General features: G+C 40.4%; 21 protein-coding genes, 7 tRNA genes and 1 pseudogene. 17 read left to right on the forward strand and 12 right to left on the reverse strand.

Annotated features, from left to right (window positions below; genetic code table 11):
* Positions 1–204: 204 nt before the first annotated feature.
* The 8 genes and pseudogenes from QT16_RS11895 to QT16_RS20450 all read left to right on the forward strand — a co-directional run bounded on the left by QT16_RS11895 (position 205) and on the right by QT16_RS20450 (position 7,889).
* The gene (locus QT16_RS11895; RefSeq protein ID WP_039488545.1) at positions 205–1,053 is read left to right on the forward strand and encodes a DUF72 domain-containing protein; all 849 of its coding nucleotides are present in this window, start codon (positions 205–207) and stop codon (positions 1,051–1,053) included.
* 24 nt (positions 1,054–1,077) lie between these two features.
* Positions 1,078–1,578: a M48 metallopeptidase family protein gene (locus QT16_RS11900; RefSeq protein ID WP_007586965.1), complete on the forward strand. Its 501-nt coding sequence runs from the start codon at positions 1,078–1,080 to the stop codon at positions 1,576–1,578.
* Positions 1,579–1,793: 215 nt separating this feature from the next.
* On the forward strand, positions 1,794–3,977 hold the full coding sequence (locus QT16_RS11905) for a YbhB/YbcL family Raf kinase inhibitor-like protein (RefSeq protein WP_200886970.1): 2,184 nt from the start codon (positions 1,794–1,796) through the stop codon (positions 3,975–3,977).
* Between the two features lie 12 nt (positions 3,978–3,989).
* Positions 3,990–4,499: a hypothetical protein gene (locus tag QT16_RS11910; RefSeq protein WP_039488530.1), complete on the forward strand. Its 510-nt coding sequence runs from the start codon at positions 3,990–3,992 to the stop codon at positions 4,497–4,499.
* Positions 4,500–4,615: 116 nt separating this feature from the next.
* The gene (locus QT16_RS11915) at positions 4,616–6,079 is read left to right on the forward strand and encodes an ATP-binding protein (RefSeq protein ID WP_039488531.1); all 1,464 of its coding nucleotides are present in this window, start codon (positions 4,616–4,618) and stop codon (positions 6,077–6,079) included.
* Positions 6,080–6,083: 4 nt separating this feature from the next.
* Positions 6,084–6,761, forward strand: a complete 678-nt coding sequence (locus QT16_RS11920; protein ID WP_039488532.1) for a response regulator — start codon at positions 6,084–6,086, stop codon at positions 6,759–6,761.
* Positions 6,762–6,864: 103 nt separating this feature from the next.
* A pseudogene (locus tag QT16_RS21020) lies at positions 6,865–7,035 on the forward strand (YgjP-like metallopeptidase domain-containing protein); the annotation flags it as partial.
* Between the two features lie 110 nt (positions 7,036–7,145).
* Positions 7,146–7,889 (forward strand): HNH endonuclease, encoded by a 744-nt coding sequence (locus tag QT16_RS20450; RefSeq protein WP_052201219.1) that lies wholly within the window; start codon positions 7,146–7,148, stop codon positions 7,887–7,889.
* Between the two features lie 141 nt (positions 7,890–8,030).
* Here the strand turns inward: QT16_RS20450 and QT16_RS11930 are convergent, their stop codons facing one another.
* A complete protein-coding gene (locus tag QT16_RS11930; RefSeq protein WP_002959987.1) occupies positions 8,031–8,717 on the reverse strand; it encodes a DUF3334 family protein in 687 nt (228 codons plus the stop codon).
* A 116-nt stretch (positions 8,718–8,833) separates the two neighbouring features.
* Between QT16_RS11930 and cmoA the strand changes: the two genes are divergently transcribed.
* From cmoA to QT16_RS11955, 5 genes are all read left to right on the forward strand, one after another.
* Complete coding sequence (gene cmoA, locus QT16_RS11935) at positions 8,834–9,559, forward strand: carboxy-S-adenosyl-L-methionine synthase CmoA (protein WP_007378000.1); 726 nt, start codon at positions 8,834–8,836, stop codon at positions 9,557–9,559.
* A gap of 12 nt (positions 9,560–9,571) precedes the next feature.
* Positions 9,572–10,540, forward strand: a complete 969-nt coding sequence (gene cmoB / locus QT16_RS11940) for a tRNA 5-methoxyuridine(34)/uridine 5-oxyacetic acid(34) synthase CmoB (protein WP_039488533.1) — start codon at positions 9,572–9,574, stop codon at positions 10,538–10,540.
* A gap of 190 nt (positions 10,541–10,730) precedes the next feature.
* Entirely contained in the window at positions 10,731–11,783 is a 1,053-nt protein-coding gene (purM, locus tag QT16_RS11945) for a phosphoribosylformylglycinamidine cyclo-ligase (RefSeq protein ID WP_002959993.1), read from the forward strand.
* Positions 11,783–12,430, forward strand: coding sequence for a phosphoribosylglycinamide formyltransferase (gene purN / locus QT16_RS11950; RefSeq protein WP_002959994.1), 648 nt, complete (start codon positions 11,783–11,785; stop codon positions 12,428–12,430). The genes purM and purN overlap by 1 nt, the downstream gene beginning before the upstream one ends.
* Positions 12,431–12,446: 16 nt before the next feature.
* Positions 12,447–13,181 (forward strand): DUF3108 domain-containing protein, encoded by a 735-nt coding sequence (locus QT16_RS11955; protein WP_039488534.1) that lies wholly within the window; start codon positions 12,447–12,449, stop codon positions 13,179–13,181.
* 53 nt (positions 13,182–13,234) lie between these two features.
* On the opposite strand, the gene QT16_RS11960 is transcribed toward QT16_RS11955, so the two are convergent.
* A complete protein-coding gene (locus tag QT16_RS11960; RefSeq protein ID WP_039488535.1) occupies positions 13,235–13,999 on the reverse strand; it encodes a class II glutamine amidotransferase in 765 nt (254 codons plus the stop codon).
* Positions 14,000–14,323: 324 nt separating this feature from the next.
* Between QT16_RS11960 and fadE the strand changes: the two genes are divergently transcribed.
* Positions 14,324–16,780, forward strand: a complete 2,457-nt coding sequence (fadE, locus tag QT16_RS11965) for an acyl-CoA dehydrogenase FadE (protein ID WP_002960075.1) — start codon at positions 14,324–14,326, stop codon at positions 16,778–16,780.
* Between the two features lie 738 nt (positions 16,781–17,518).
* On the opposite strand, the gene QT16_RS11970 is transcribed toward fadE, so the two are convergent.
* The 9 genes from QT16_RS11970 to dnaQ form a co-directional block, all read right to left on the reverse strand.
* Positions 17,519–17,595: transfer RNA gene (locus QT16_RS11970), tRNA-Asp, on the reverse strand.
* A 54-nt stretch (positions 17,596–17,649) separates the two neighbouring features.
* Positions 17,650–17,726, reverse strand: a tRNA-Asp gene (locus QT16_RS11975).
* Positions 17,727–17,763: 37 nt separating this feature from the next.
* A tRNA-Asp gene (locus tag QT16_RS11980) sits at positions 17,764–17,840 on the reverse strand.
* A gap of 38 nt (positions 17,841–17,878) precedes the next feature.
* A tRNA-Asp gene (locus QT16_RS11985) sits at positions 17,879–17,955 on the reverse strand.
* Positions 17,956–17,986: 31 nt separating this feature from the next.
* Positions 17,987–18,063, reverse strand: a tRNA-Asp gene (locus QT16_RS11990).
* Positions 18,064–18,104: 41 nt separating this feature from the next.
* A tRNA-Asp gene (locus QT16_RS11995) sits at positions 18,105–18,181 on the reverse strand.
* A gap of 27 nt (positions 18,182–18,208) precedes the next feature.
* A tRNA-Asp gene (locus QT16_RS12000) sits at positions 18,209–18,285 on the reverse strand.
* Positions 18,286–18,382: 97 nt separating this feature from the next.
* Positions 18,383–19,753 (reverse strand): TIGR03503 family protein, encoded by a 1,371-nt coding sequence (locus tag QT16_RS12005; RefSeq protein WP_039488536.1) that lies wholly within the window; start codon positions 19,751–19,753, stop codon positions 18,383–18,385.
* 9 nt (positions 19,754–19,762) lie between these two features.
* Positions 19,763–20,476, reverse strand: a complete 714-nt coding sequence (dnaQ, locus tag QT16_RS12010) for a DNA polymerase III subunit epsilon (protein ID WP_024606537.1) — start codon at positions 20,474–20,476, stop codon at positions 19,763–19,765.
* A 68-nt stretch (positions 20,477–20,544) separates the two neighbouring features.
* Here dnaQ and rnhA point away from each other — a divergent pair, with 68 nt between their 5' ends.
* Complete coding sequence (rnhA, locus tag QT16_RS12015) at positions 20,545–21,009, forward strand: ribonuclease HI (RefSeq protein ID WP_024606536.1); 465 nt, start codon at positions 20,545–20,547, stop codon at positions 21,007–21,009.
* A gap of 163 nt (positions 21,010–21,172) precedes the next feature.
* Here rnhA and QT16_RS12020 read toward each other — a convergent pair whose 3' ends face one another.
* Positions 21,173–21,958 carry a class I SAM-dependent methyltransferase gene (locus QT16_RS12020; protein WP_002963022.1) on the reverse strand — a complete coding sequence of 262 codons (786 nt, stop codon included), beginning with the start codon at positions 21,956–21,958 and terminating at the stop codon, positions 21,173–21,175.
* 53 nt (positions 21,959–22,011) lie between these two features.
* Between QT16_RS12020 and gloB the strand changes: the two genes are divergently transcribed.
* On the forward strand, positions 22,012–22,785 hold the full coding sequence (gloB, locus tag QT16_RS12025) for a hydroxyacylglutathione hydrolase (protein ID WP_039488537.1): 774 nt from the start codon (positions 22,012–22,014) through the stop codon (positions 22,783–22,785).
* A 155-nt stretch (positions 22,786–22,940) separates the two neighbouring features.
* Complete coding sequence (locus QT16_RS12030; RefSeq protein WP_039488538.1) at positions 22,941–24,521, forward strand: LysM peptidoglycan-binding domain-containing protein; 1,581 nt, start codon at positions 22,941–22,943, stop codon at positions 24,519–24,521.
* Positions 24,522–24,578 lie beyond the last annotated feature (57 nt).

A 24,578-nucleotide genomic window follows, 5' to 3' on the forward strand; every position in this document is an offset into this window, starting at 1 on the left:
GTTTTAAGGCGTGTGATTTAAAAAACAGGTCACCACAATACAAATAAAGCCGCTAGCAATCTAAAAATAATCAAATTAAGCCCTGCATTATACCCAAGTAGTATCAAGATGCTAGGGCGTGTGCCGCTTTTGCCCCTGAATTTACAGCAGCTCGTTTTGTTATTTGCTACACTATCGCCACTTTATAATAAGGCGCTAGTTTGTATGTTATATATTGGATGCCCGCAGTGGTCGAGTAATGCATGGAAAGGCAATTTATTTTCAAGCCAATGTAAAAACGCCGATATGCTTAGCCAATACGCACAACACTTTAATTCTGTTGAAGGCAATACCAGCTTTTACGCTGATCCTTCGCCAAGCACCGTATTGCGCTGGGCAAACAGCGTACCCGACGATTTTAAATTTACGTTTAAGTTTAATCGTCGCTTTAGCCACGAGCTGCATCTAACTAATGTTCAAACCGAGCTTACTGATTGGCTTAACTTGTTCTCCCCTATTTTAGAAAAAACTGGGCAAATCATGCTGCAATTACCTAAAGCATTTGGTCCTGGTGACTTACCCAAACTCGCACAATTTATTAGCCTATTACCAAAAGAGGTTAATTACGGTGTAGAGGTACGTCATACTGCGTTTTTTCAAAAGGGCGAAGCCGAAATAGCGCTTAATCAGTTATTAATGGCAAATAACATAAATCGCATATCGATGGATACTCGCGCCCTATTTGCGGTAAAACCAACAACCGAAGCACTAATAGATGCACAGCAAAAAAAGCCCCATTTACCGGTACATGCAATAGCTACTGGTTCAGAGCCCATGGCGCGCTTTGTTATCGCCGATTTACAAAACGACTATAAACCCTTTTATAAACCGTGGCTGAGTAAAGTAAAACAATGGCTTGATGAAGGAAAAACGCCCTATGTGTTTTTTCATACGGCAGATAACCGAGAAGCGCCATTATTAGCAAGGCAGTTTTGTAAAGACCTTGGTTATGATCACAAAGCATTAAACCCATTTACTGGCGAAAAAGAAGCCCACCAGCCAGCACTTTTTTAAAAGTAAAACGACAGAGAAGCAATAATGAGTGAATACGCACGTTACTTTACCGGCTACCCAGCTAACATTGTTGAGCAAGTATTAAGCCTTATAAATAACAAAAAGGTATGTGACTACTTACTTAAAAAGTATCCGCAAGCACACACTATTACCAGCGATAAACTACTTTATAGCTATGCAACCGAGCTTAAAAAACAATATTTAAAAAATGCGCCACCATTTGGTCGTGCGGCGTTTAAAAAGCAAGGCGATATGGTCACCAATGCACTCGGTACACATACGTATCGAATGCAAGGTAAAACCCGTAAACACGATTTAGCGATAAACAGCGACTTGCTCCGCGCTCCCGAGCCGTTATTAAAAGCGTTAGTGGTACATGAGCTCGCCCACTTTAAAGAAAAAGACCACAACAAAGGTTTTTATCAACTTTGCTGCCATATGGAGCCGAGTTACCACCAGCTAGAGTTAGATTTAAGAATTTTTTGTGTGGTAGTCGCAATGGGAGAAAATCCTTATTTAAAATAAGGATTTTAGCGTTATTTAAATGAGTGAAAATAACGCCATACTTAAGTTAATATTTCCTTTCATAACCAAGCCCCCATATCCAATCTCTTCTCTTATCCAAGTAAGCAGTTCACAACTTAACGCCAGCCCTTAATAAAAAAAGTTTAATACTACATAATTGCCCTACATTTGAGAACTACACTCTTAAAAGTTAATTTAATCTTTGGAGTTTTTAAATGATGAAAAATACCCATGCCATTTTACTCAGTGCACTGTGCTGCTTAACCTTGAGTGCCTGCAACGAGCAAAACAGCCAATCACTTGAACAATCAAACCTCAATGATTTTACTCTAACCAGCTCAAAAGTAAGTGATGGCGGTAATTTGCCTATTACTTATACATGCGATGGGCAAAGCATTAGCCCGCCACTTAACTGGAGTGGAGCACCTAAGGCAACCAAATATTATGCATTAATTATGGATCATAAAGCGCCAGAGGGAATGCATTGGTATTGGACCATGTACAATATTGCCGCCGATAAAACACAAATTAAAGCGGGCGAAACTCTCGGTGAAGTAGGCTCTAATAGCGTAAACGATTTAAACCAATATGCGCCGCCTTGCTCTAAAGGTCCAGGTGAAAAAAGCTATACTTATACTGTGTACGCGTTATCTGCACCGATTACCTTTAATAGCGATACAAAGGTAGATCGCTCAGCATTACTCGCTGCTGTAAAAGATATTACACTCGATACTGCAAGTATGACGGTTAAATACTCGCGAAGCGCCAGTAGCGCCGAGCACCAACCTAATACAAGACCAAAACCAAATGAGCAACCAAAGCCTGATAAATCATATTTAACCGCTAACGTAAAATCACCTCGTTGCGATGCTATTACACAATCAGTGAGTAATGCAGGGTTTGATAAAAGCGTATCTGTTACGTGCGATGAACAATATGCTTATATTGCCTCATCTACTTACCCTGATCATGACGTAATGACTGGTATTACAGGTACTAACGAGCAAATACCCGTTCCAGCTAAAGACTACGTAGCACCTATAAAGCTAAACCCGAAAAAAGCAAAAACAATAACAACAATTGATGCAGCCGTAGGTGTTGCCGTTAATGGCGTACCAATATACGACTATTCTTCGCAAGGTGAACTGGACGTAAATAGCTACGATGAAAAACACGACACGTTAGCACTTGGACAGTTAGATATATGTGGCGGACACGCAGGACGAGGTGATGACTACCATTATCATGTATCGCCAACGTGTATGATTGACACAATGAAAAACCAATCAAGCGATGCCATTATTGGTTGGGCTTACGATGGTTACCCGCTGTATGGCAGTAAAAACCCAGACGGCAGTGCAATTGCCAAAGGTGACCTTGATATATGTAACGGACAAACCGACGACACATTTGGCTATCGCTACCAAACATCAGCTACACCGCCGTATATTATTCAGTGCTTAGTAGGTGAAGTAGATACCGCAAAATTACCAAGAGTGTCACCACTGAGTGGCGATACTCAAGGTATAAGAGCCGACTTGCGCCCGCCACAAGGAGGCGTTGAAAACTTAACGCACACAATCTCTGAAAACGGCAGCCGTACAATGAGCTACTCATACAAAGGTGAAAACTACTTTACTACCTACAGCCCTGCATCACAGGGAAAAGACTGCTATAGCTTTAAACAAAAAACCATCAGTAATGGTGGCAAAGTTCAAACAGGTACATTTTGTAGAGGTCCGCAACCAAATCACCTTACTCCAACAGTCACTAAGCAAAATACAAATCCTGCCATTACGGGCAAGCATAACTTAAAGCTAGAAGCATGGGCTGATAACTGGTTTACAGCCTACATAGGCGAGCAGTTACTTGTTGAAGATTCTGTGCCTATAACCACAGAGCGTTCATTTAATGCCGAAAGTATTACGTTTTCTGCAAACTACCCTATTGAGCTTAATTTAATAATTAAAGACTTTAAGCAAAACGACACTGGGCTTGAATACATCGGCGCTAAAAATCAGCAAATGGGTGATGGCGGTTTTATTATGCAGCTTACCGACACCGATATAAATAAAGTAGTTGCCGTAAGCGATAAAAGCTTTAAATGCGAAATACTTCACAAAGCGCCGCTCAACAAATTATGCGAAAGCGAATCAAACCCAGTTGCGGGCGAAGGCGTTTGTACGTTTATGTCAAAAGAAGCACCAACTAACTGGCTGCAAAGTAACTTTGACGATACTAATTGGGCTAATGCAGTAGAGCACAACTTTGCCGATGTAGGACCAAAAGACGGTTACGACGACATTAACTGGGATGAAAACGCAAAATTCATATGGGGCGAAGACTTAGAAACCGACAACACCCTTATTTGTAAAGCAATTATTGAGCAACCTCAATAATAGGTAGTAATTATGTATTTTTTAAAAAAATTAAAATGGCTAATGCTCGCGTGTATTTTAACAAGTATGAGCGCTCAAGTGAGCGCCCATGTATTAAAAAACACAACAGCCCAAGTGATTTTAAGAGACGGGCAAGTTGAGGTTAAAGTATTAACTAATGCTGAGCATTTAATTTCAGCGCTGCAAAGCGAGCAAGCATGGCTTATGGGCGATATTGATAAGCTTATGCCTACAAACTTAAGTGCAGAGCAACAGGAAGAGTTTGCAAAAAATGCACTTAAACAAAAAACGAGCTTACGTGTAAATCAGCAAGTTATCGTGTTTGAACGCGTCGCTTTTACCACCAGCAACAACAACGAAGCGCACGACCTAGAAATTGTTTTTCAAGCGAAGCACACATTTACAACAGTAGATGAGCTTGCCATATCGTTCCCTAAAAGTTTAGGTGCAGTACACGCAAGCTTTGTAAAACCACAATATAAGTTACTGGGTGCTGGCGATACCGCAAAAATAAAGTTCTAGCCCAAATATCAACATACCTAAAAAGCTTACTTAAAAAGGATTTTAGTAAGCAACTCCCTAAATACGCTAATTGTAGGCACATAATCAATATGCAATACTGCTTGGTACGTTAACATATGATTTTTACTATTTGCCAATCAGTGAAATTAATACATAAATTCTTTTTAGCTTTTTTTATCACTAATATCGCCCTTGTTGGACTTATGTTTGTGTTTATATACATGACCTTTTCGTCAGGGTTTAACGACTTTGTTGAACAAGAAGAAACAAAGCATGTCGCAATGGTTAAGCAGCAACTTATTGAGCTTTATAGCGAATTAGGCAGTTGGCAACCCATTACGCAAAACACGCAATTATGGCGCTCTATTGTAGAGCCACAAAAAAAACCAGGCGAACCTAAAACTAATAAACACACAAGCACCCCACCCAAACCAAATAGCAGTAAAGCAACGCCCTCTTTATTGTGGGTACACTTACCTGCAGGTTCCCTTAAAACAGGGCAACGTATAAGTTTATATGATCAAAATAAAAAAGTTGTTGTTGGTAGAGCGAATTTAAACGACAACCCACATATAGAGCCTATTTTATTAAACAATAACGTTATAGGTTGGATAGGTTTAGTACCTTCAAAACTTGTACAAAGTAGCCCAGCTAAAGCGTTTTTAGCAGCGCAATTTCATAACTATTTTATGATCACGTTACTCGTTATTGCGCTCGCATTTATTATGGCTATTGTGTTATCTCGCCATTTAATAAAACCAATAAAGCAAATAGTGACTGGCACAGATGAGTTAACAAAAGGAAACTTTGCCAGCAGAATAACCTCCTCTAGTAAAGATGAGCTAGGTACCCTATCCAACAACTTTAATGCCTTAGCCCACACGCTTGAGCAAAACCAACAAATGCGGTTTCAATGGGTGTCAGACACATCCCACGAATTAAGAACCCCACTTACCGTACTACGATCGCACTTGTTAGCTGTGCAAGATGGTGTATTTACAGCCGACACAAAGCGCATTAATTTACTCATAAACCAAGTAGATAACTTAAGTCACATTGTTGACGACCTAGCCCAACTAGCACAAACAGATAGTGTTAATTTAACCTATAACAATGCGCGCACTGATTTAATAAGCATTTTTGAGCAATCAATTGAAAACTACACCGCTCGCTTTAAAGAGCATGAATTAAATGTAGACAGCAAAAGCTTAGCCAAAGCCGGTAAATGTATAATAAATGGCGATAAAGAACGCCTTGTGCAACTATTTTCAAACCTGTTAGAAAATACCTGCAGATACACGCATAAAGGTGGGCAAGTAATAATACTTGCCAACAAAAGACCCAATAACATTGAGCTTATTTTACAAGACTCAGCCCCAAGTGTTTTACCAAACGACTTACAAAAATTGTTTGAGCGTTTTTATCGCGTTGAAAAATCTCGAAGCCGAGAGCACGGCGGCTCGGGCTTAGGACTTGCACTTTGCAAACAAATAGTAGAGGCACATGGCGGTCAAATATCGTTGCACAACTCACCACTCGGTGGGCTAGAGGTAAAAATAACGCTGACACTTTTAGGTTAAAATAATGGCATCACAAAAAATACTTATCGTTGAAGACGAAGAAAACATTGCCGAGGTACTTATTGCCTACGCTAAGCAACAAAATTACGAAACTGAGCACTTTAATAGTGGCAAAGGTGTAGTTAGTTTTGTAAAACAAAACGCAGTAGATTTAATACTTCTTGATTTAATGCTGCCAGATGTTGATGGCATAGAGCTATGTAAGCAAATAAGAGCCTTTTCAAGTCTGCCTATTATTATGCTTACCGCAAAAAGTGAAGAAATAGACCGCTTGCAGGGTTTAGAGATCGGCGCCGATGACTACATATGCAAACCCTTCAGCCCCAAAGAAGTTATAGCACGCATAAAAGCCGTACTAAGAAGGACCAGCCAGCCTAAAACCAACATCATCAATCATAATAATTTTCAATTACATAAAGACGATTACGAAGCACGCCTAAACGGCAAAAGCATTGGCTTTACCGCCGTCGAGTTTAAAATATTTTTATTATTTATAAGCCACGTAGGGCGTGTTTTTACCCGCGAAGATATTATTAATAACGTATACAGCGATACAACCGACATATCCGATCGCAACATAGATACACATATTAAAAATATACGAAAAAAGATTAACGACATTCAAGCAGGGCTAAACCCAATAGCAGCGGTTTATAGTGTGGGCTATAAGTTTAAAGAGTAGGTTTAGCAACTTAAAAAACAGCATTAGAAAAGAGGAAAGTATGGTTCCCAACGCATTAATTTGTCGAGAAAAAATGATTTGTTTCGGCGCACCTGAGCTATAACTAAAAACGTTAGTAGTACATGAGCTCGCCCACTTTAAAGAAAAAGACCACAACAAAGGCTTTTATAAACGTTGCTGCCATAAGGGACCGCAGTATCACCAATTGGAATTTGATTTAAGGATATTTTGTGTGGTAGTGGCGATGGCAGAGAATCCTTATTTAGCTTATTAAATAAACTTGAAATTATCGATAAAAGTTTAAGTAACTAATTAAATTATGAAAAACATTAATCATGTTATGTTCACTCCATGCAATACAATTATTATAATTAAAAGATTCATATGAATATGCCTAACAAAATAACTATTGAAAATATTCAAGCTGCTTATGAATTAGCGAAGCTGGTTTATAATAAAAAATTGAAACTTGATTATGCTGTGACGATCTTAGTCACTGAGGAGGGTTTCAATGATAATTCAGCAAAAGATTATATAAATGACTATAAGTGTATAATTGAAGGCAATGTATTTAAACGAGCTTTGAGTGCTACAGGTATTGATTACTATCTATCAAGTATAAAAAAAGATGGAACTAAAATTGACTTCGATAATGCAATAAAATCAGTTAGAAAACATATAACTTATTACGAAGCTATTCGTAATACCAATGTAATCAAACTAAGACAGGTAGTTTCTAAGCATAATACCATCGAGCAATATGAGAACCTGATCGATTACTCTCTCCATACTATAGCCTTTGAGGAACAAGTAAAAAAGTCAGCACTATTGTCTGAGCAATGTAGAAATGAAATATTAGCTTCATCTGTTAAAGTAGAAAAAAAGATCGCCATAATTGAAATTTTTAACCGCAATCCTCATGTAGTTGCGGCTGTATTACTTAGAGCAAAGGGACATTGCGAATACTGCGGTAAAGCAGCTCCGTTTCGACGTAAAAAAGATATGACTCCCTACCTTGAGGTGCACCATATAATACAACTTGCGGATGGTGGTGAAGATACGGTTAAAAATGCCCAGGCTCTCTGTCCGAATTGCCATAGAGAAAAGCACTTTGGGCTAAATAAGTAAAAATGAAAGGATAATAAACGCGATATCAAATCACGTTTATTATTTAAGTTACTTGTTGTCTACAGACCGTTGGTAGATAAAAATTGATAACTAAGCAGTCGTTGGGTTTCGTTTCACTCAGCCCAACCTACGTAAATAGACTTAAAGCCCTAGGCCTGCCATAAAATCATCATCGCCATCATCTTGTTCTACTGCTTTAGATGATTTTTCTTTGTCCGCTTTTTTTCGTGCTTCGTTTTCAATTATGTCATCTGGGTCTAGTGCTTCTGCAATATCAAAGTCGTGTAATTTAATAAACTCTGTTTTATCCATCGCTAATTCCAAGTAAAAAATATTTTGCTTACTTGTGGTGAATGTTACGCGTCGGGCTTGCGGGCGATCCATTGTGGTATCTACCGATATTTGCACTTGCTTATTTATTGCCATCATTTTTGGCTGGTTTTGCGTAATAGACGTATGTAATTGCTCACGCACTTTAGACGTAAAGTCGCCAACAATTTGATTCATCAACTCGCCTAGTACGTTTGATACGTCGTCTGATAAATGGCTATGCGCTATTTCATCTTCTGGCATCCCCATGTTGCGCATGTAATCGCCATAAATTTCCATCGCCGCTTGCGAAGTAAAGTTGGTAATTACAAGCCCTGTAAAACCGCCGTCAAATAAAACAAAGCAGCCAATATCTGGTCGCATACATGTACGTGTTATTTTTTGCACCATGGCTGAGTAGCTAATACCATTGCCGCTGGCTGATGTGAGTACACCTGTCACTGAATGACAAAGGGTTGCTAATATATCGTCTGTGCTGATGACCTTACTTTTGCTCATTTAATCTTCTCTTTTGTACTTATTATTCATAATTCTAGTCAAGCTACTGAATTTATCACTGACTATCCAGTATAAAATGTTAAAATAGCGCCATTATTTACAAAGAGACTGCCTTCGTGACCATAAAAGACAGTATTTATGCCTCTGAGCAACAAGTAAAAGATTTTAGCTTTGACCAAAATGTAGTCGAAGTTTTTCCAGATATGATCCAGCGCTCTGTGCCTGGGTATGCCACCATTGTAAGCACTATGGGTAAACTTGCGGGTGAATACGCACAAAGTAACTCAAATCTTTATGATTTAGGCTGCTCTCTTGGCGCAGTCACGCTTAGCATGCGCCGTAATATTCGCACCGATAACTGCCATATAATAGCGGTAGATAACTCTCAAGCTATGGTTGAGCGTTGTAAGGTACATTTACAAGGTTTTAAATCAGATGTGCCGGTTACTGTTACTTTGGGCGATATTAACGAGCTTGAGATTCAAAACGCCTCAGTAGTAGCAATGAACTTTACACTGCAATTTATTCCACACGCACAGCGCCAAGCCGTACTTGAGAAAATATACGCTAATTTAAAACCTGGTGGTGTATTGCTGCTAAGCGAAAAAATTAAAGCCGAAAACGAGCAATGCGACAATTTATTGATTGATTTGCACCACGACTTTAAACGTCACAATGGCTACTCTGAGCTTGAAATAAGCCAAAAACGTACCGCCATCGAAAACGTTATGCGCCCAGATACACTAAGCGCTCACTTTACTCGCTTACAGGATATTGGTTTTAGCCAAACTCAAGTGTGGTATCAATGTTTTAATTTTTGCTCAATGGTAGCAATTAAATAAAGAGAGTCATCCATGTCTCAATGGTTTAACCAATTTTACGCAGCTATCGCACAAAGCCCACTTAGTCACTGGCTAGAAACCCTCCCTGCTCAATTAAAACATTGGCAAAACGAGGCTAGCCATGGTGATTTGCCTAAATGGCAAAAAGTACTTAAAAACTTGCCTGAGGTGGCAACTTCCCATGTTGATATTTCTACAAAGGTAGAAATTGGCGCGCCAGGAGAGATGAGTGATGGCGAGCAAAAGCAAGCCATGCATTTATTAAAACGCATGATGCCATGGCGCAAAGGCCCATTTAGTGTGCACGGTATTGAAATAGATACAGAGTGGCGCAGTGATTGGAAGTGGGACCGCCTGCTTCCTCATATTGAGCCATTAAAAGGTCGCACTGTTTTAGATATTGGTTGCGGCTCAGGGTATCATTTATGGCGTATGCGCGGTGAAGGCGCAGAGTTTGTCGTGGGTATTGATCCATCTGATTTATTTTTATGTCAGTTTCAGGCAATTAAACACTACAACCCAGACGAAAACGTACATTTACTGCCACTAGGCGTAGAAGCATTACCCGAGCTTAAAGCGTTTGATACTGTTTTTTCGATGGGTGTACTTTATCATCGTCGCTCACCTATCGACTTTTTAGCGCAGTTAAAAGCGCAGCTTCGCCCAGGCGGCGAACTCGTACTTGAAACCCTAGTAATTGAAGGCGACGAAAACACGGTATTAGTTCCTACCGACCGCTACGCTAAAATGCGCAACGTTTGGTTTATTCCAAGTACTGCAGCATTAAAACTATGGATGGAACGCGTTGGCTTTAAAGATGTGCAAATAAAAGATTGCGCTATTACCACGCTTGAAGAGCAACGCAAAACCGACTGGATGGAAAACGAATCGTTAATCGACTTTTTAGATCCAAACGATACAAGTAAAACAATTGAAGGCTACCCCGCTCCACTTCGAGCCATATTAACCGCAAAAGCATAGCTGTTAATTTAACGCCTTTAATACTAAAAAAGCGCCTACGGGCGTTTTTTTGTTTATTTAAACAACAAACAGCGGACAAGTGTCCTTGTTAATTATTTCAAAATTACATTTACGCTAGCCGCGACCTTGCAATTGTTGTAAAATACGCGCGTTTCTAAGCAACCCAAAACAACTATTTTGAGGAAAACCTGTGAGCGAACAAAAACAGTCTCTAAGCTATAAAGACGCGGGCGTAGATATCGACGCTGGTAATGCACTTGTTGAGCGTATTAAAGGCGTAGTTAAAAAAACTCGTCGTCCTGAAGTAATGGGCGGAATTGGTGGTTTTGGCGCACTTTGCGAAATTCCTGAAGGCTACAAGCAACCAGTATTAGTTGCAGGCACAGATGGCGTTGGTACTAAACTACGTTTAGCAATCGACTTAAAAAAACACGATACGGTTGGTATTGATTTAGTTGCAATGTGTGTAAACGACTTAATTGTTCAAGGTGCTGAACCCCTGTTTTTTCTAGATTACTATGCAACTGGTAAACTAGATGTAGACACAGCAGCTGACGTAGTTACAGGTATTGGCAAAGGTTGTGAAATTTCAGGTTGTGCCCTAATTGGTGGCGAAACAGCTGAAATGCCAGGTATGTATGATGGTGAAGACTACGACATGGCAGGCTTTTGTACAGGCGTTGTAGAAAAATCAAAAATTATTGATGGCACAAAAGTAGCAGCAGGCGATCAGCTTATTGCACTTGCATCAAGCGGCCCTCATTCAAATGGCTTCTCTTTAATTCGTAAAGTACTTGAAGTGTCAAAAGCTGATACCAGCGCTGACTTTGAAGGTAAAACTTTAGGCGAAACTTTACTTGAGCCTACTCGTATTTACGTAAAACCTTTACTTGAGTTATTCAAAAACGTTGACGTACATGCGCTTTCGCATATTACTGGCGGCGGTTTTTGGGAAAACATTCCACGTGTATTACCCGCTTCAGCAAAAGCTGTAGTTAAAGGTGATAGCTGGCAGTGGCCACCAATTTTTAATTGGTTACAAGAAAACGGCAATATTACTACACACGAAATGTACCGTACATTTAACTGTGGTGTAGGCATGGTTTTAGTAGTCCCTGCAGACAAACTTGAGCAAAGCTTAACAATGCTAAAAGACTTGGGCGAAAATGCATGGCACCTTGGTGAAATTCAAGATGCAGCAGCTGGCGAAGAGCAAGTTGAAATTGTAGGTGGTGCTAAGTAATGGCACCGACTCGTCTGGTAGTTTTAATCTCAGGTAGTGGCTCTAATTTACAAGCCATCATAGATGCCTGCGAACGTGGCGAGATAAACGGGCATATAGCGGCTGTTATTAGTAATAAAGCAGACGCTTATGGCCTAGAGCGTGCAAAACAAGCAGGTATTGCTACAAAAGTGCTCAGTCATAAAGATTTTGACTCGCGCGAAGCGTACGATGCGCAATTAATGAACGTTATCGACTCTTTTATGCCAAATCTAGTTGTATTAGCTGGGTTTATGCGTATTCTTACTCCTGGCTTAGTGCAAAAATATGTTGGAAAAATGTTGAACATTCATCCATCTTTGTTGCCTAAGTATCAGGGGCTGAATACCCACCAAAGAGCAATTGATGCAAAAGACGATGTTCATGGCGTAAGTGTTCACTTTGTTACTGAAGAGTTAGACGGCGGTCCCGTTATTCTTCAAGCGCAAATACCTGTACTCAAGGATGATACAGCAGAAACATTAGCAAAACGCGTGCATGAGCAAGAGCATATAATTTATCCTTTGGTGGTCAAGTGGTTCAGTGAACACAGACTTACTATGGAAGCAGATTATGCAGTTCTTGACAAAAAACAACTTCCTGCACACGGCGCGCACTACCCACAATAAAAAAATAAGTGCCCTGTTGTTATGTGCGGGCGCTTTACTTCCAACTAGCCTAATTGCAGGCGAATTGACCCAGTATCAAGCTAATTACGATATTTTACGCAAAGGTAAAAATCATGGTGAGGCTGTTCGTGAGCTCAAAAAAACGGGCGACGATACTTATGAACTTACATACCACAGCAATATTGAGTGGATGATTTTCTCTGACTCTCGTGAAGAAACATCAAAGTTTACCTTTAAAGATGGCAAGGTTACCCCGCATCATTACAACATGATTCGTACAGGGACAGGCCCAGATAAAGATTACAAAATTGATTTTGATACAACAAACAAAGTAGTGACTAGCAGCGCTAGTGAATACCCACTTAAATGCGAATGGACTGATGAATTTCAGGATGCTATTTCGTACCAAGTGCAAGTGCGCGAAGGATTGAAAAAAGGCGAAACAAGCTTTTCATTCCCGCTCATAGACAAAAAAGGTAACCGCCGCGACTACAACTTTGAAGTTGTTGAAAAAGAGATGATCTCCCTACCTATCGGTAATGTAGAAGCCATTAAAGTGAAGCGTTTATACGATAACGATAAACGCCAAGCAATTGCATGGTTTGCGCCAGAAATGGATTACATGCTAGTACGTATGTGGAAAGGTGAAAAAGGTATGGAGCAGTTTGAAGTTCAAATGAATTCATTTACTGTTACTGCACCTACAGCTGTTGCGCCTGCAACAGCAGAGCAACCTCAAGAAGCTAACTAAATTTAATTAAACCAAAGTTAAGTTAAGTTAAACTAATATTTAAAATAGGTGGGCTAAATTAGCTCACCCATTTTAAACAATGCAAATTCCCCAGGCTCCATTTTTTGCCAGCGCTCATCATTCGTCAAAGGCCTTGTAGCTATAACTGTTACTACATCGTTTGGTGTGGTCTCTTGTTGAAAATCAACCACCATGTCGGCATCAATCAACGTTGCTTTACCAAAAGGCGCACGGCGCGTTATGTAGTGTAAGTTATTAGTGCAATACGCTAAAACAAACACCCCATCGGTCAATAACATATTAAACACCCCTTTTTCACGCAGAGTTTGCGAAAGCTTAGCCGCGTATCTAAAAACCGACGCCATATTAGTTGGACGCTTTGGGTATTTTTCGCGAATTTTATCAAGCAACCAACAAAAAGCGAGTTCGCTATCGGTGTTACCCACTGGGCGATAGTACTGCGGTTTTAAATCATGATAATTAGATAGCTGCCCGTTATGAGCGTAAGTAATTTCACGCCCCCATAACTCTCGCGTAAAAGGATGAGTATTTTCAAGGCATACTCGCCCGCGATTACCTTGGCGAATATGGCTAATAACCGAGACACTTTTAATGGGGTATGCTTTAACGAGCTTTGCAATTTCAGATTGATAACTCGGCTCAGGATCTTTAAAGGTTCTACAGCCTTTACCTTCGTAAAATGTAATACCCCAACCATCTTTATGAGGACCTGTATTACCACCACGCTCTAAAAGGCCTGAAAAACTAAAACAAATATCGGTAGGCACATTGGCTGACATGCCAAGTAATTCACACATTAATAAAATAACCCTTAAAAACCATACATTAAAATAAATAGCGTTATATTTGTGTATTAAGCGTACACTAATTTGCAGCCCGCTATAACGGCTATACTTACTTAAAAATTGTCATTTTGCTATTAGATTTATTTATTTTTACGTTAACACTACTTACGGTTAATGCTTTGACTATACGATAGTTATTGAGTGTTCCTCTGTCGGGTAATCAAATATCGTATTTAAGTTACTTTCTACTACAATTTAACATCGTTATGTACTTGAAAATTACTGTTACTAGCGCTACTCTAAGTGAGGTGGTCTGACCTCTATTAAGGAATAAAAATGACACTCATATTTACACTGGTTCTAATCGCGTTGCTTTGCACTGCGGTTTACCACAGAGCAAGTTGGAACACAGCACTTGGTGTTTCGGCTATAACTTTATTAATTGGTACCTTTGCGGGTGCATTTGGTTTAATTAGCTGGTTGATCTTTTTGATCATCGCGGTTCCTCTTTCTGTTACTGGCCTTCGTCAGCAATATATCATCAAGCCTATTTTTGCTACGTTTAAAAAAGTAACGCCAAGCATGTCTGATACTGAAAAATCAGCTATTGATGCCGGTACGACGTGGTGGGAAGCTGACTTATTTTGCGGTAACCCAGATTGGAAAAAACTTCACCAATACCCAGTTCCTAAACTTACTATTGAAGAGCAAGCCTTTGTTGATGGCCCTGTTGAAGTAGTATGTAGCATGTTGGACGATTGGGAAGCAACGCACGAACTAACCGACCTTCCTCAAGATGTATGGCAATATCTAAAAGATAATAAATTCTTTGCCATGATCATCAAAAAAGAATACGGCGGTTTAGAGTTTTCTGCATTTGCACAGTCTTGTGTACTTCAAAAACTAACAAGTAAATCAACATTACTTTCGTCAATTGTTGGTGTACCAAACTCTTTAGGCCCAGGTGAATTATTACAACACTATGGTACAAAAGAGCAAAAAGATCATTACTTACCGCGCCTAGCGAGCGGTCAAGAAATTCCATGTTTTGCATTAACTTCGCCAGAAGCGGGTTCTGATGCAAGCTCAATTCCAGACTACGGTGTGGTATGTAAAGGGCAATGGAATGGTGAGGAAGTTGTGGGTGTTAGTTTAACGTGGAATAAGCGTTACATTACACTTGCCCCAGTGGCTACAGTACTTGGTCTTGCGTTTAAGTTACAAGATCCAGATGGCCTAATTGGCGACAATAAAGAGCCAGGCATCACCTGTGCACTTATTCCAACGGACACTCCTGGAGTTGAAATTGGTCGTCGACATTTCCCGCTAAACGTACCATTTCAAAATGGTCCTACTCGCGGTAAAGATATTTTCGTACCACTTGATTATATTATTGGTGGTCCAGATATGGCTGGTCAAGGCTGGCGCATGCTGGTTGAGTGTTTATCGGTTGGTCGTGCAATTACATTGCCGTCAAATTCTGCCGGTGGCATTAAAATGATCGCCGTTGCAACGGGTGCGTATAGCCGTATTCGTCGTCAGTTCCGTTTACCTATTGGTAAAATGGAAGGTGTTGAAGAGTCACTAGCAAAACTTGCTGGTTACGCTTACAGCTCTGATGCTGCGGTTAGTATGTCTACGGGTGCGGTTGATTTAGGCGAAAAGCCATCGGTAGTTTCTGCCATTATTAAATACCACCTTACAGAGCAAATGCGTGATGCAACTATTCATGCAATGGATGTACTTGGCGGTAAGGGCATCATGCTTGGGCCAAATAACTATTTAGGTCGTGGCTATCAAGGTGCACCTATTGCCATTACCGTTGAAGGTGCAAACATCTTGACCCGTAATATGATTATTTATGGTCAAGGTGCAATTCGCTGTCATCCATTTGTACTTACCGAGCTAGGTGCGTGCGAAATTGAAGACCGCGAAGAAGCGCTTAACGTATTTGATAAAGCGCTAATGGGTCACATTGGTTTTACTATGTCGAACCTTGTACGTACTAAATGGCTTGCACTTACCGGCGCTCGTTTTACAAGTGTGCCGTACAACGACGAAACTGCTGAATTTTACCGTATAGCGTCACGCTTTAGTGCATCACTTGCTCTTATGTCTGACATTAGCATGGCAGTATTTGGTGGTTCACTAAAACGTAAAGAACGTATTTCAGCACGTTTAGGTGACTTACTTAGTTACTTATATTTAGTGTCTGCAACGCTTAAGCGTTACAACGACGAAGGCCGTAAAAAAGAAGATTTTGCTCTAGTAAAATGGAGTTGCCAAGATCACCTTTACCATTGCCAACGTGCACTTGCTGATTTAATTAATAACATGCCTTCGGCTCCACTACGTGCCGTGTTAAAAGTATTGTTATTCCCGTTTGGTCGCCCTGTTCGTAAACCAACTGACCAACTTGAGCATAAACTTGCGCAACTACTACAAGTACCTAGTGAAACGCGTAACCGTTTAGCAAGCTACGTATACTTAAAAAATGAGCCGCTTAACCTTGTAGGTCGTCAAGAGCAAACGCTTAAAGACATCCTAGACGTTGAGCCATTATTTGAAAGAGTATGTAAAGAGAAAGGCCTTAAACTGCCATTCTTCCAGCTTGATAAGGTAGCGCAAATGGGGCTTGAAGCAGGCATATTAAGCCAAGCAGAGGCTGATAAACTAGCTGCTGTTGAGCAATCTCGTTTAGATGTTATTAACGTTGATGACTTCGACCCTGCTGACTTACTTGCAGGCAAAGCCGCACGTAATAGCGTTAAAAAAGAAGCTGATGCTGCTTAACTAAGCTAAGCATTTACAGACCAAAAGCCAGCATATAACGTGCTGGCTTTTTTGTGCACAATAAAAAGTTTTAACAACGTGATGGAGTAGTTTAATTCGTTAGATTGTTTAAATAATTATACAGCTTGGTATAACAGGCGGCTCTGACATCTAACCAACCCTAAAAGCTCTGTATTGATTAAATACCCTTAATTCATCACTATACTCCTGTAAAAACTTAAACCCTCTCAAGAGCTCTACAAGTACAACACTATAAAGTTAATGACTATACCAATTAGCAATAATACTTAGAGCCTGCCTAGCAGTGTTAAAAGTCTCTGATATACGACTGCATGAATGCAGGAGATAGAGCAATGCAGGATCATTTGCCGAAAACAACTAAATAACGAATTATTCCTTATTATCGACATGCTTTTCTTACATCAAAATAGATTACTTAATTAAGCGAATTGGGGTTAAACCTGGCGTTAAGTTAACTGCGGTAAAAGTTTCAAAGTTACGAAAGAAGGGATACAGCGCAATGCACAAGCACTTAACCAGAGCATCGGTAGATTGATATAGGTATTGATACAATAAGGAATATAAGCAGGTTCGTGCAAGGAATGTATTTGATAGCTGATAGCTGATAGCTGATAGCTGATAGCTGATAGCTGATAGCTGATAGCTGATAGCCAAAGAATGTTTTACTAAATTATTTAATCAATGATTTTATAAGCTTGTTATTGAGGAAATAACAAGTGGCGGAGTGGACGGGACTCGAACCCGCGACCCCCGGCGTGACAGGCCGGTATTCTAACCAACTGAACTACCACTCCGCAGTGGTATGTGCATGGGGTAATGCACTTACTAATTTTAATCATGATATCAAATGGCGGAGTGGACGGGACTCGAACCCGCGACCCCCGGCGTGACAGGCCGGTATTCTAACCAACTGAACTACCACTCCGCAGAGATATCATTATACTTGTTATTACTTAATTTGTTGGCGGAGTGGACGGGACTCGAACCCGCGACCCCCGGCGTGACAGGCCGGTATTCTAACCAACTGAACTACCACTCCAGCATACAAATTTTGTAATATAACGTTGTTTAAATAGTTGGCGGAGTGGACGGGACTCGAACCCGCGACCCCCGGCGTGACAGGCCGGTATTCTAACCAACTGAACTACCACTCCAGCGCATATTTAAACTGTTATTTTTTCTTATTGGCGGAGTGGACGGGACTCGAACCCGCGACCCCCGGCGTGACAGGCCGGTATTCTAACCAACTGAACTACCACTCCATAATAAGAATATGTTTTACAACCATACGTTGTGTAAGTGTTGGCGGAGTGGACGGGACTCGAACCCGCGACCCCCGGCGTGACAGGCCGGTATTCTAACCAACTGAACTACCACTCCAGCTTTTACTTACAAGTTTTATGAAAATGGCGGAGTGGACGGGACTCGAACCCGCGACCCCCGGCGTGACAGGCCGGTATTCTAACCAACTGAACTACCACTCCATATTTTCGTTGCTGTTTAGGTCTCCCTGACAGCGGCGTGAATAATACGAACCAACCCCTATTTCGTCAAGGGCTTTTTTGTTTTTTTATAGGTTTTTTAGTCATCTGTCATCGAAAGGTTTAAAATTTCACCTGATCTGTCATTTTTTGAGCCATTTTTACCGACTTGATTTTTTTCAGTGTCGGCAACACCACCTTCACTTGTTTTCTTTTTCTTTAAAAAAGGCAGCTTAACTTTAAATTTAATCGGTTTTTTCTGAACAAATATACGAATTAACAACCATCCGAGTAATAAAATGAGCGTATTGCAGCCTACAATTAAACTAATAATTGTTGATGTGGCCATTTTTTCTTCAGCAGGTTCACTCTCAATCATTTTATCTGGTGTAATAATCGTTGCCGGATCAATTTCGGGCACCGCTTCTATGGGTCGTTCTATCTCAAATTTATACGTTGGCAGCGTTGCCATGAATTCACGACCATTAATATTAGTGCCAAAAACAGACAGTTCAACACTATATCTACCCCAATCATAATTTTTAACACTAAGCTGACGTGAGTCTTTAGCAGCGGCATCTATGGTAAACATTTGCTCTTCGTTATTGGGATAGTAGATTTTTCCCTGGATGATGACTGTTTCTGGCTTAACGATACTTGGGTCTATATTTATAGTTAACAGATGCTCGTCTGTGTCTTGCTCTGCTAACGCGACTTCGGTTACAAAAGGTGGCTCGTGCACTTCTATTGTATTTTGCACAATGCGACGCTGCAGCAGAGGTGTTGCCACGTAAAGCTCTGGTGTCCATTCACCCGCAGGAAAATCTAAAGTAAACTCGCCGGTAAACACACCATCTTTAGGGCGCTCATCAAATCCACGTCCATCGTCTTTAAATTCCGCTACTTCTTGAATGCCTGCACCAAAGTTAGCAAAGTTTTCATTGTTGGTACTTACAAAGTCAACATTAAGGCTCACAACATCCCTAAATAGGTTTGTGTTAATTGGCTCACCGTCGTTTAGTATTTTCCCGGTGATTTTTATTGTCTCCCCCCTAAACAACATTGAAGGAAGAGGCTCTGCCTCAAGAGATATTTCGCCTAATACAACTATTCTGCTATCGGGCAAAACACTGCCTATTACTTGCCAAGGACCCGCCATAGGTTTTTTTATGGTAACTAAATCGTAGCTGAGTTCGTCAAACCAATCTAAGTTAGGGTTTTTAACTGAGTCAGTAGCAAAGTACTTACTTCCATCGGGCCGCACTAAAATAACAGCAGGTGCACCTGATTTTCTAAAAAACAGCAGTGTTATTTCATCTATTTTGCTATCTATGCGAAAACGATTATCAAGTAAAGGGATCTCATTTTGATGCCCATCGCGCTTGAGCACTTCTACTTGTTTTACGCCATATGCATTGCCAGTAAATAAACTAGCGGCACATAACGCTGTTACAAAATACATCGTTTTCATTAAATCGCCTTATTCAGCGCGCCATATACATTGGCCGCCTTCTTTATTTACAAGATCTAATCGTGCTTCGTGTGCGCTTTGCTCAGCGTCGCTTGCTCGCAATACAACTAATGGGGCTCTATCGCTATTTAAACGCTTTATACCGCCTTTCTGTTGCTCGCTGCCGTCATCTTTGTTTTGATTCAAATTCAGCTTTGTTTGACCACCCGTCATGGCAAGGTAAACATCGGCTAAAATTTCAGAATCCAGTAGCGCACCGTGAAGTGTTCGCTTTGCGTTATCTACATCGTAACGACGACATAATGCATCAAGATTGTTCTTTTGACCTGGATGCAAGTCACGCGCCATTTTAAGCGTGTCGAGAACTTGACAAAAAGTCTCTGTTTTAGGATAGCCCTGATTAAGTAGTGCAAATTCATTATCCATATGACCAACATCGAACGGTGCGTTATGAATAACTAACTCTGCCCCTTCAATATAGTCGAAAAACTCTTGGGCAATTTGATGAAATAACGGTTTATCACGTAAAAATTCGTTAGTGATACCGTGAACGTCGATTGCTTCTTCTTCACTTGGCCGTTGTGGGTTTATATAAACGTGAAAATTATTGCCTGTTAAACGGCGATTTACTAACTCCACACACCCAATTTCTATAATACGGTGCCCTTGTTTAGGGTCGATGCCGGTGGTTTCTGTATCTAAAACTATTTGTCTACGTGCCATATCGAATTTAGCCTGATTCTGGTATCTTTCTATAATCACTTTATTGTACATAAGATCAAGGTAAAACAGTGCAAAAAACCGTAGAGATTTACACCGATGGCTCATGTTTAGGTAATCCAGGCCCCGGCGGTTATGGTATTTTTATGATTTATAACGGCCACGAAAAAGAAATGAGCCAAGGTTATAAACTCACAACAAATAACCGAATGGAAATGCTCGCGGCTATTGTAGCCCTAGAATCACTCACTCGAGAATGCGAAGTAAACCTAACAACCGATAGCCAATATGTTAAGCAAGGCATTGAATCGTGGATCACTAACTGGAAAAAACGTGGCTGGTTAACATCAGCTAAAAAGCCAGTTAAAAACGTCGATTTATGGAAACGCCTAGATAAAGCCTGTAGCGAGCACAATGTAACTTGGAAGTGGGTTAAAGGGCATAGCGGCAATAAATACAACGAAATAGTTGACGATTTAGCCCGCGATGCCGCTGGCAGTAAAGATTTACTAGAAGATGTAGGCTACCAGCCTTAAATTTATTCTAAGCTAGTTATTATACCAATTTTATTAAAAACATGTTCATTCTATCGCATTAAATAACTCACTAACTGCGTTAAAAATTATTCATATAGAACAACTATATGTCACAATTTTCGCCTTGTTAATGTGCTATTTTCTTAGCGCTATAATAGCTCACTTATTTAATGCAATTGGTATTATTTTTTTGCTCGCACGATTTAAAGTGTTGCTTTGATGTTTGTCTAAGCCCTGCCCCTTTTACTGGTGCAAATTGCGGCCTAGCATGCCACTTAGGTTTTATTGGCGTAAGTGGCGCAACTCTTTTTCGTGCCACCAGCATATAAACACTGCCCATTGGTTTTAAATACTGTTTTGCAAAAGTCCGCCAAAACTCAAATCTTGATAACCTGTTACCTCTTGCCAGTGATGAATAAATAAAACGTTCGTCACTTACAATTTCAAAACCCAATAAATTTAGCCAATCTTTAACCCTCGCAGGGGTAAAAAAGCGCCCCGTCCATGGTAATTTCTGACCACTAAAAGGCAGCATTTGTGCAAGCCCACACAAACTAAACGGGTTAAAACCAGTCACTAGTATATAACCGCCCGGAATAAGCGTGCGATGTGCTTCTCGTAAAATGTGATGTGGGTCTGAATGATACTCTAAGCAGTGGCTTAGTATACAAGCATCAATACTGTGCTCGTAAAATGGCAATTCATCTATGTCAGCGACTACCCCGGTGTAAGGCCCAGGCTCTGCAACACACACCTGGTGTTTAATCGTACTTATACTTGTGTTTAATTCGCCACTTAAATTACCCAACTTAAGCATATGATAGCCAAACATACGCGGAAGCCATTGCTCCATTTTACGTTCAATATCTGTGCGTAAATAATCCCCATGAGGAAACTGCTGCCACGACAGTGGTTTGGGTCCTTCTTGAAAACTAAGGGCTGGTTTCATTTTTTGAGCTCGTTATACTATGCGATAAGTGTCACTTTATAGAGCAATTTACCATGGTGCAAGTCAAAGCAATTAAAGCCTTTTCTGATAATTACATTTGGTGTTTAACTACCGATAACAGTAACCAAGCATGGGTAGTCGATCCAGGTCAAGCACATCCCGTACTAACGTACTTAGCTGAGCACAAACTAACGCTTGGTGGCATTTTAATTACGCATCATCACTACGACCACACTGATGGCGTAGCTGAATTAGTTGACGCCTATCCAGATATATCGGTTTATGGCCCTGCAAATAGTCCATTTAAAGGCGTCACTCACGCACTCACTGATGGACAAAGCATCAGTGTGCTTAATATTAACTTTACTATTTTTGCAACCCCTGGGCACACGCTTGATCATATTTGTTACACAAATGATGAACTTGCTTTTACAGGCGATACATTATTTAGCGGCGGATGTGGGCGCTTATTTGAAGGCACGCCAGAGCAAATGTGGAAATCTTTTAATAAACTAAGAGAGCTGCCTGCAAGCTGTGTTGTGTATTGCACACACGAATACACGCAAGCTAATCTTGCCTTTGCCAAAGCAGTTGAACCACGCAATCCAGAACTCCTTGCGTACAGTAAAAAAGTAGATGAATTACGCAGTAATGATCAAATTTCTCTACCTACCTCTATTGGACAGGAGCTAAAAATAAATCCATTTATGCGTAGCGATTTGCCAACCATTATAGAGTTAGTGCCCGAGAAATTTATCTCGGTTACAAAAAACAATGAACCTTGGGGAAACTTTGCGAGTCTGAGACAGTTCAAAGACAATTTTTAATGCACAAACTAATACTTTAATATTTATTTTATTAGAATCATTAACTTAAGATATAGTGATGATTCTATTTCTGCGTTTTAAAATGTCATTAAGTGGCAATGTTAACTCATAACAGGTAGTATTCGCCGAGTTTTTTACCCGATGTATTGGTATTTATGAATAAATCTCCCCTATTAGTAGCCTTGGCGTTAGCGCTAAGTGGTTGTCAAACACTGACAACTCTAGACTCAGACTCTCAAGTCGCCACGCAAGCAAACCAACAACTCGAAGGCGCAAGTCCTAACGACATTAACAATGCATTGATGGTAAACGCACAATATCAGCAAGTTGACTCTGATGAGCAAGAAGCGCCCGTGTTTGATGATGTGTGGGAGCGAATTCGCTACCAACTTTCTATCGAAATACCGCAAAATCGCCCTGTTGTTACTGAGCGTAATTATTACGCTCGCCACCAAGCCTATTTAGATCGTATTTCTAAACGTGCAGAACCTTACTTACACTTTATTGTTGAAGAAGTAGAAAAGCGCGAAATGCCAATCGAAATTGCACTACTGCCTATTGTAGAAAGCGCATTTGACCCGTTTGGTTATTCTAATCGCAGCGCATCGGGCATTTGGCAGTTTATGCCTGCAACAGGTGAGCGATTCGATTTGAAACAAAACTGGTGGTACGACGGTCGTCGCGACATAGTGCAGTCGACTCGCGCAGCACTTGACTACTTATCGTATTTACATAAAACACTTGAAGGCGATTGGCTTAACGCGATTGCTGCTTATAATTCAGGTGAAGGGCGCTTGATGCGCGCGATTAAAAAGAATCGTAAAAAGCATTTACCTACCGATTTTTGGTCTCTTGATTTACCAAGCGAAACAACAGCCTACGTACCAAAGTTATTAGCACTTGCCGATTTATTAAAACGCTCAGATGATTTTAACGTTACATGGCAACCAGTAATTAATGCACAAGTGGTTGAAGTGGTTGATGTTGGCTCGCAAATAGATTTAGCACTTGCTGCTGATATGGCCGATATGACGCTTACTGAGCTATACAGATTAAACCCTGGTTTTAACCGCTGGGCAACTGATCCTAATGGCCCTCATTCTTTATTATTGCCTGTTGATAAAGCAGAGGAATTTAGCCAAAAACTAGCAAACACTGATGTTAAAAACAGATTACGCTGGCAGCGTTATATTGTGGCTCGAGGCGACAGCTTATCGGTAATTGCCAAAAAGTTTACAACAAGCTCAAGTGCAATCCGATCGCTTAATAAACTCAAATCAAATACGATTAAAGTAGGCCAAGAGTTATTAGTCCCGCTTACTGATGGCGCTATAAATAGCGAGCATTTACCAAAGCAGATGCGTTTAGCTGCTAATAAAGCAACTCGCACAAAGCTTTCGCACACAGTTAAAAGTGGCGACACGTTATGGGATATTAGCCGCGAATATGACGTAACTATGGATGAGTTGGCTAAATGGAATAAACTAAAGAAAAACTCTGTATTGCGCCTAAATCAAAAACTAACTGTGTATAAGTCAGCTAATAAACCACAAGCAACGGCAAGCACCAACCGTACTATTACATACAAAGTACGCCGTGGTGACTCACTTGCACGTATTGCGTCTAAGTTTAATCTAAGCGTTAACGAAATTATTAAGTGGAATAATTTAGCCGGTCAAAAATACTTACAACCTGGCCAAAAGCTAAAACTTAAAGTAGATGTCAGAAGTAGTTAATTTATAAAACTATATTAAAAGCAAAAAGGAGCGCATGCGCTCCTTTTTTAATACCTT

It is taken from the genome of Pseudoalteromonas distincta (assembly GCF_000814675.1).
GTDB lineage: Bacteria > Pseudomonadota > Gammaproteobacteria > Enterobacterales > Alteromonadaceae > Pseudoalteromonas > Pseudoalteromonas distincta.

Coding starts and splice junctions, on each gene's coding strand:
- QT16_RS11930 (WP_002959987.1), bottom strand. CDS start 8,717: ATGAGCAAAAGTAAGGTCATCAGCACAGACGATATATTAGCAACCCTT.
- QT16_RS12005 (WP_039488536.1), bottom strand. CDS start 19,753: ATGAAAACGATGTATTTTGTAACAGCGTTATGTGCCGCTAGTTTATTT.
- QT16_RS11905 (WP_200886970.1), top strand. CDS start 1,794: ATGATGAAAAATACCCATGCCATTTTACTCAGTGCACTGTGCTGCTTA.
- gloB (WP_039488537.1), top strand. CDS start 22,012: ATGGTGCAAGTCAAAGCAATTAAAGCCTTTTCTGATAATTACATTTGG.
- QT16_RS11960 (WP_039488535.1), bottom strand. CDS start 13,999: ATGTGTGAATTACTTGGCATGTCAGCCAATGTGCCTACCGATATTTGT.
- fadE (WP_002960075.1), top strand. CDS start 14,324: ATGACACTCATATTTACACTGGTTCTAATCGCGTTGCTTTGCACTGCG.
- QT16_RS11910 (WP_039488530.1), top strand. CDS start 3,990: ATGTATTTTTTAAAAAAATTAAAATGGCTAATGCTCGCGTGTATTTTA.
- QT16_RS12020 (WP_002963022.1), bottom strand. CDS start 21,958: ATGAAACCAGCCCTTAGTTTTCAAGAAGGACCCAAACCACTGTCGTGG.
- QT16_RS11900 (WP_007586965.1), top strand. CDS start 1,078: ATGAGTGAATACGCACGTTACTTTACCGGCTACCCAGCTAACATTGTT.
- QT16_RS11915 (WP_039488531.1), top strand. CDS start 4,616: ATGATTTTTACTATTTGCCAATCAGTGAAATTAATACATAAATTCTTT.
- purN (WP_002959994.1), top strand. CDS start 11,783: ATGGCACCGACTCGTCTGGTAGTTTTAATCTCAGGTAGTGGCTCTAAT.
- QT16_RS11895 (WP_039488545.1), top strand. CDS start 205: ATGTTATATATTGGATGCCCGCAGTGGTCGAGTAATGCATGGAAAGGC.
- QT16_RS11920 (WP_039488532.1), top strand. CDS start 6,084: ATGGCATCACAAAAAATACTTATCGTTGAAGACGAAGAAAACATTGCC.
- dnaQ (WP_024606537.1), bottom strand. CDS start 20,476: ATGGCACGTAGACAAATAGTTTTAGATACAGAAACCACCGGCATCGAC.
- QT16_RS12030 (WP_039488538.1), top strand. CDS start 22,941: ATGAATAAATCTCCCCTATTAGTAGCCTTGGCGTTAGCGCTAAGTGGT.
- cmoB (WP_039488533.1), top strand. CDS start 9,572: ATGTCTCAATGGTTTAACCAATTTTACGCAGCTATCGCACAAAGCCCA.
- QT16_RS20450 (WP_052201219.1), top strand. CDS start 7,146: ATGAATATGCCTAACAAAATAACTATTGAAAATATTCAAGCTGCTTAT.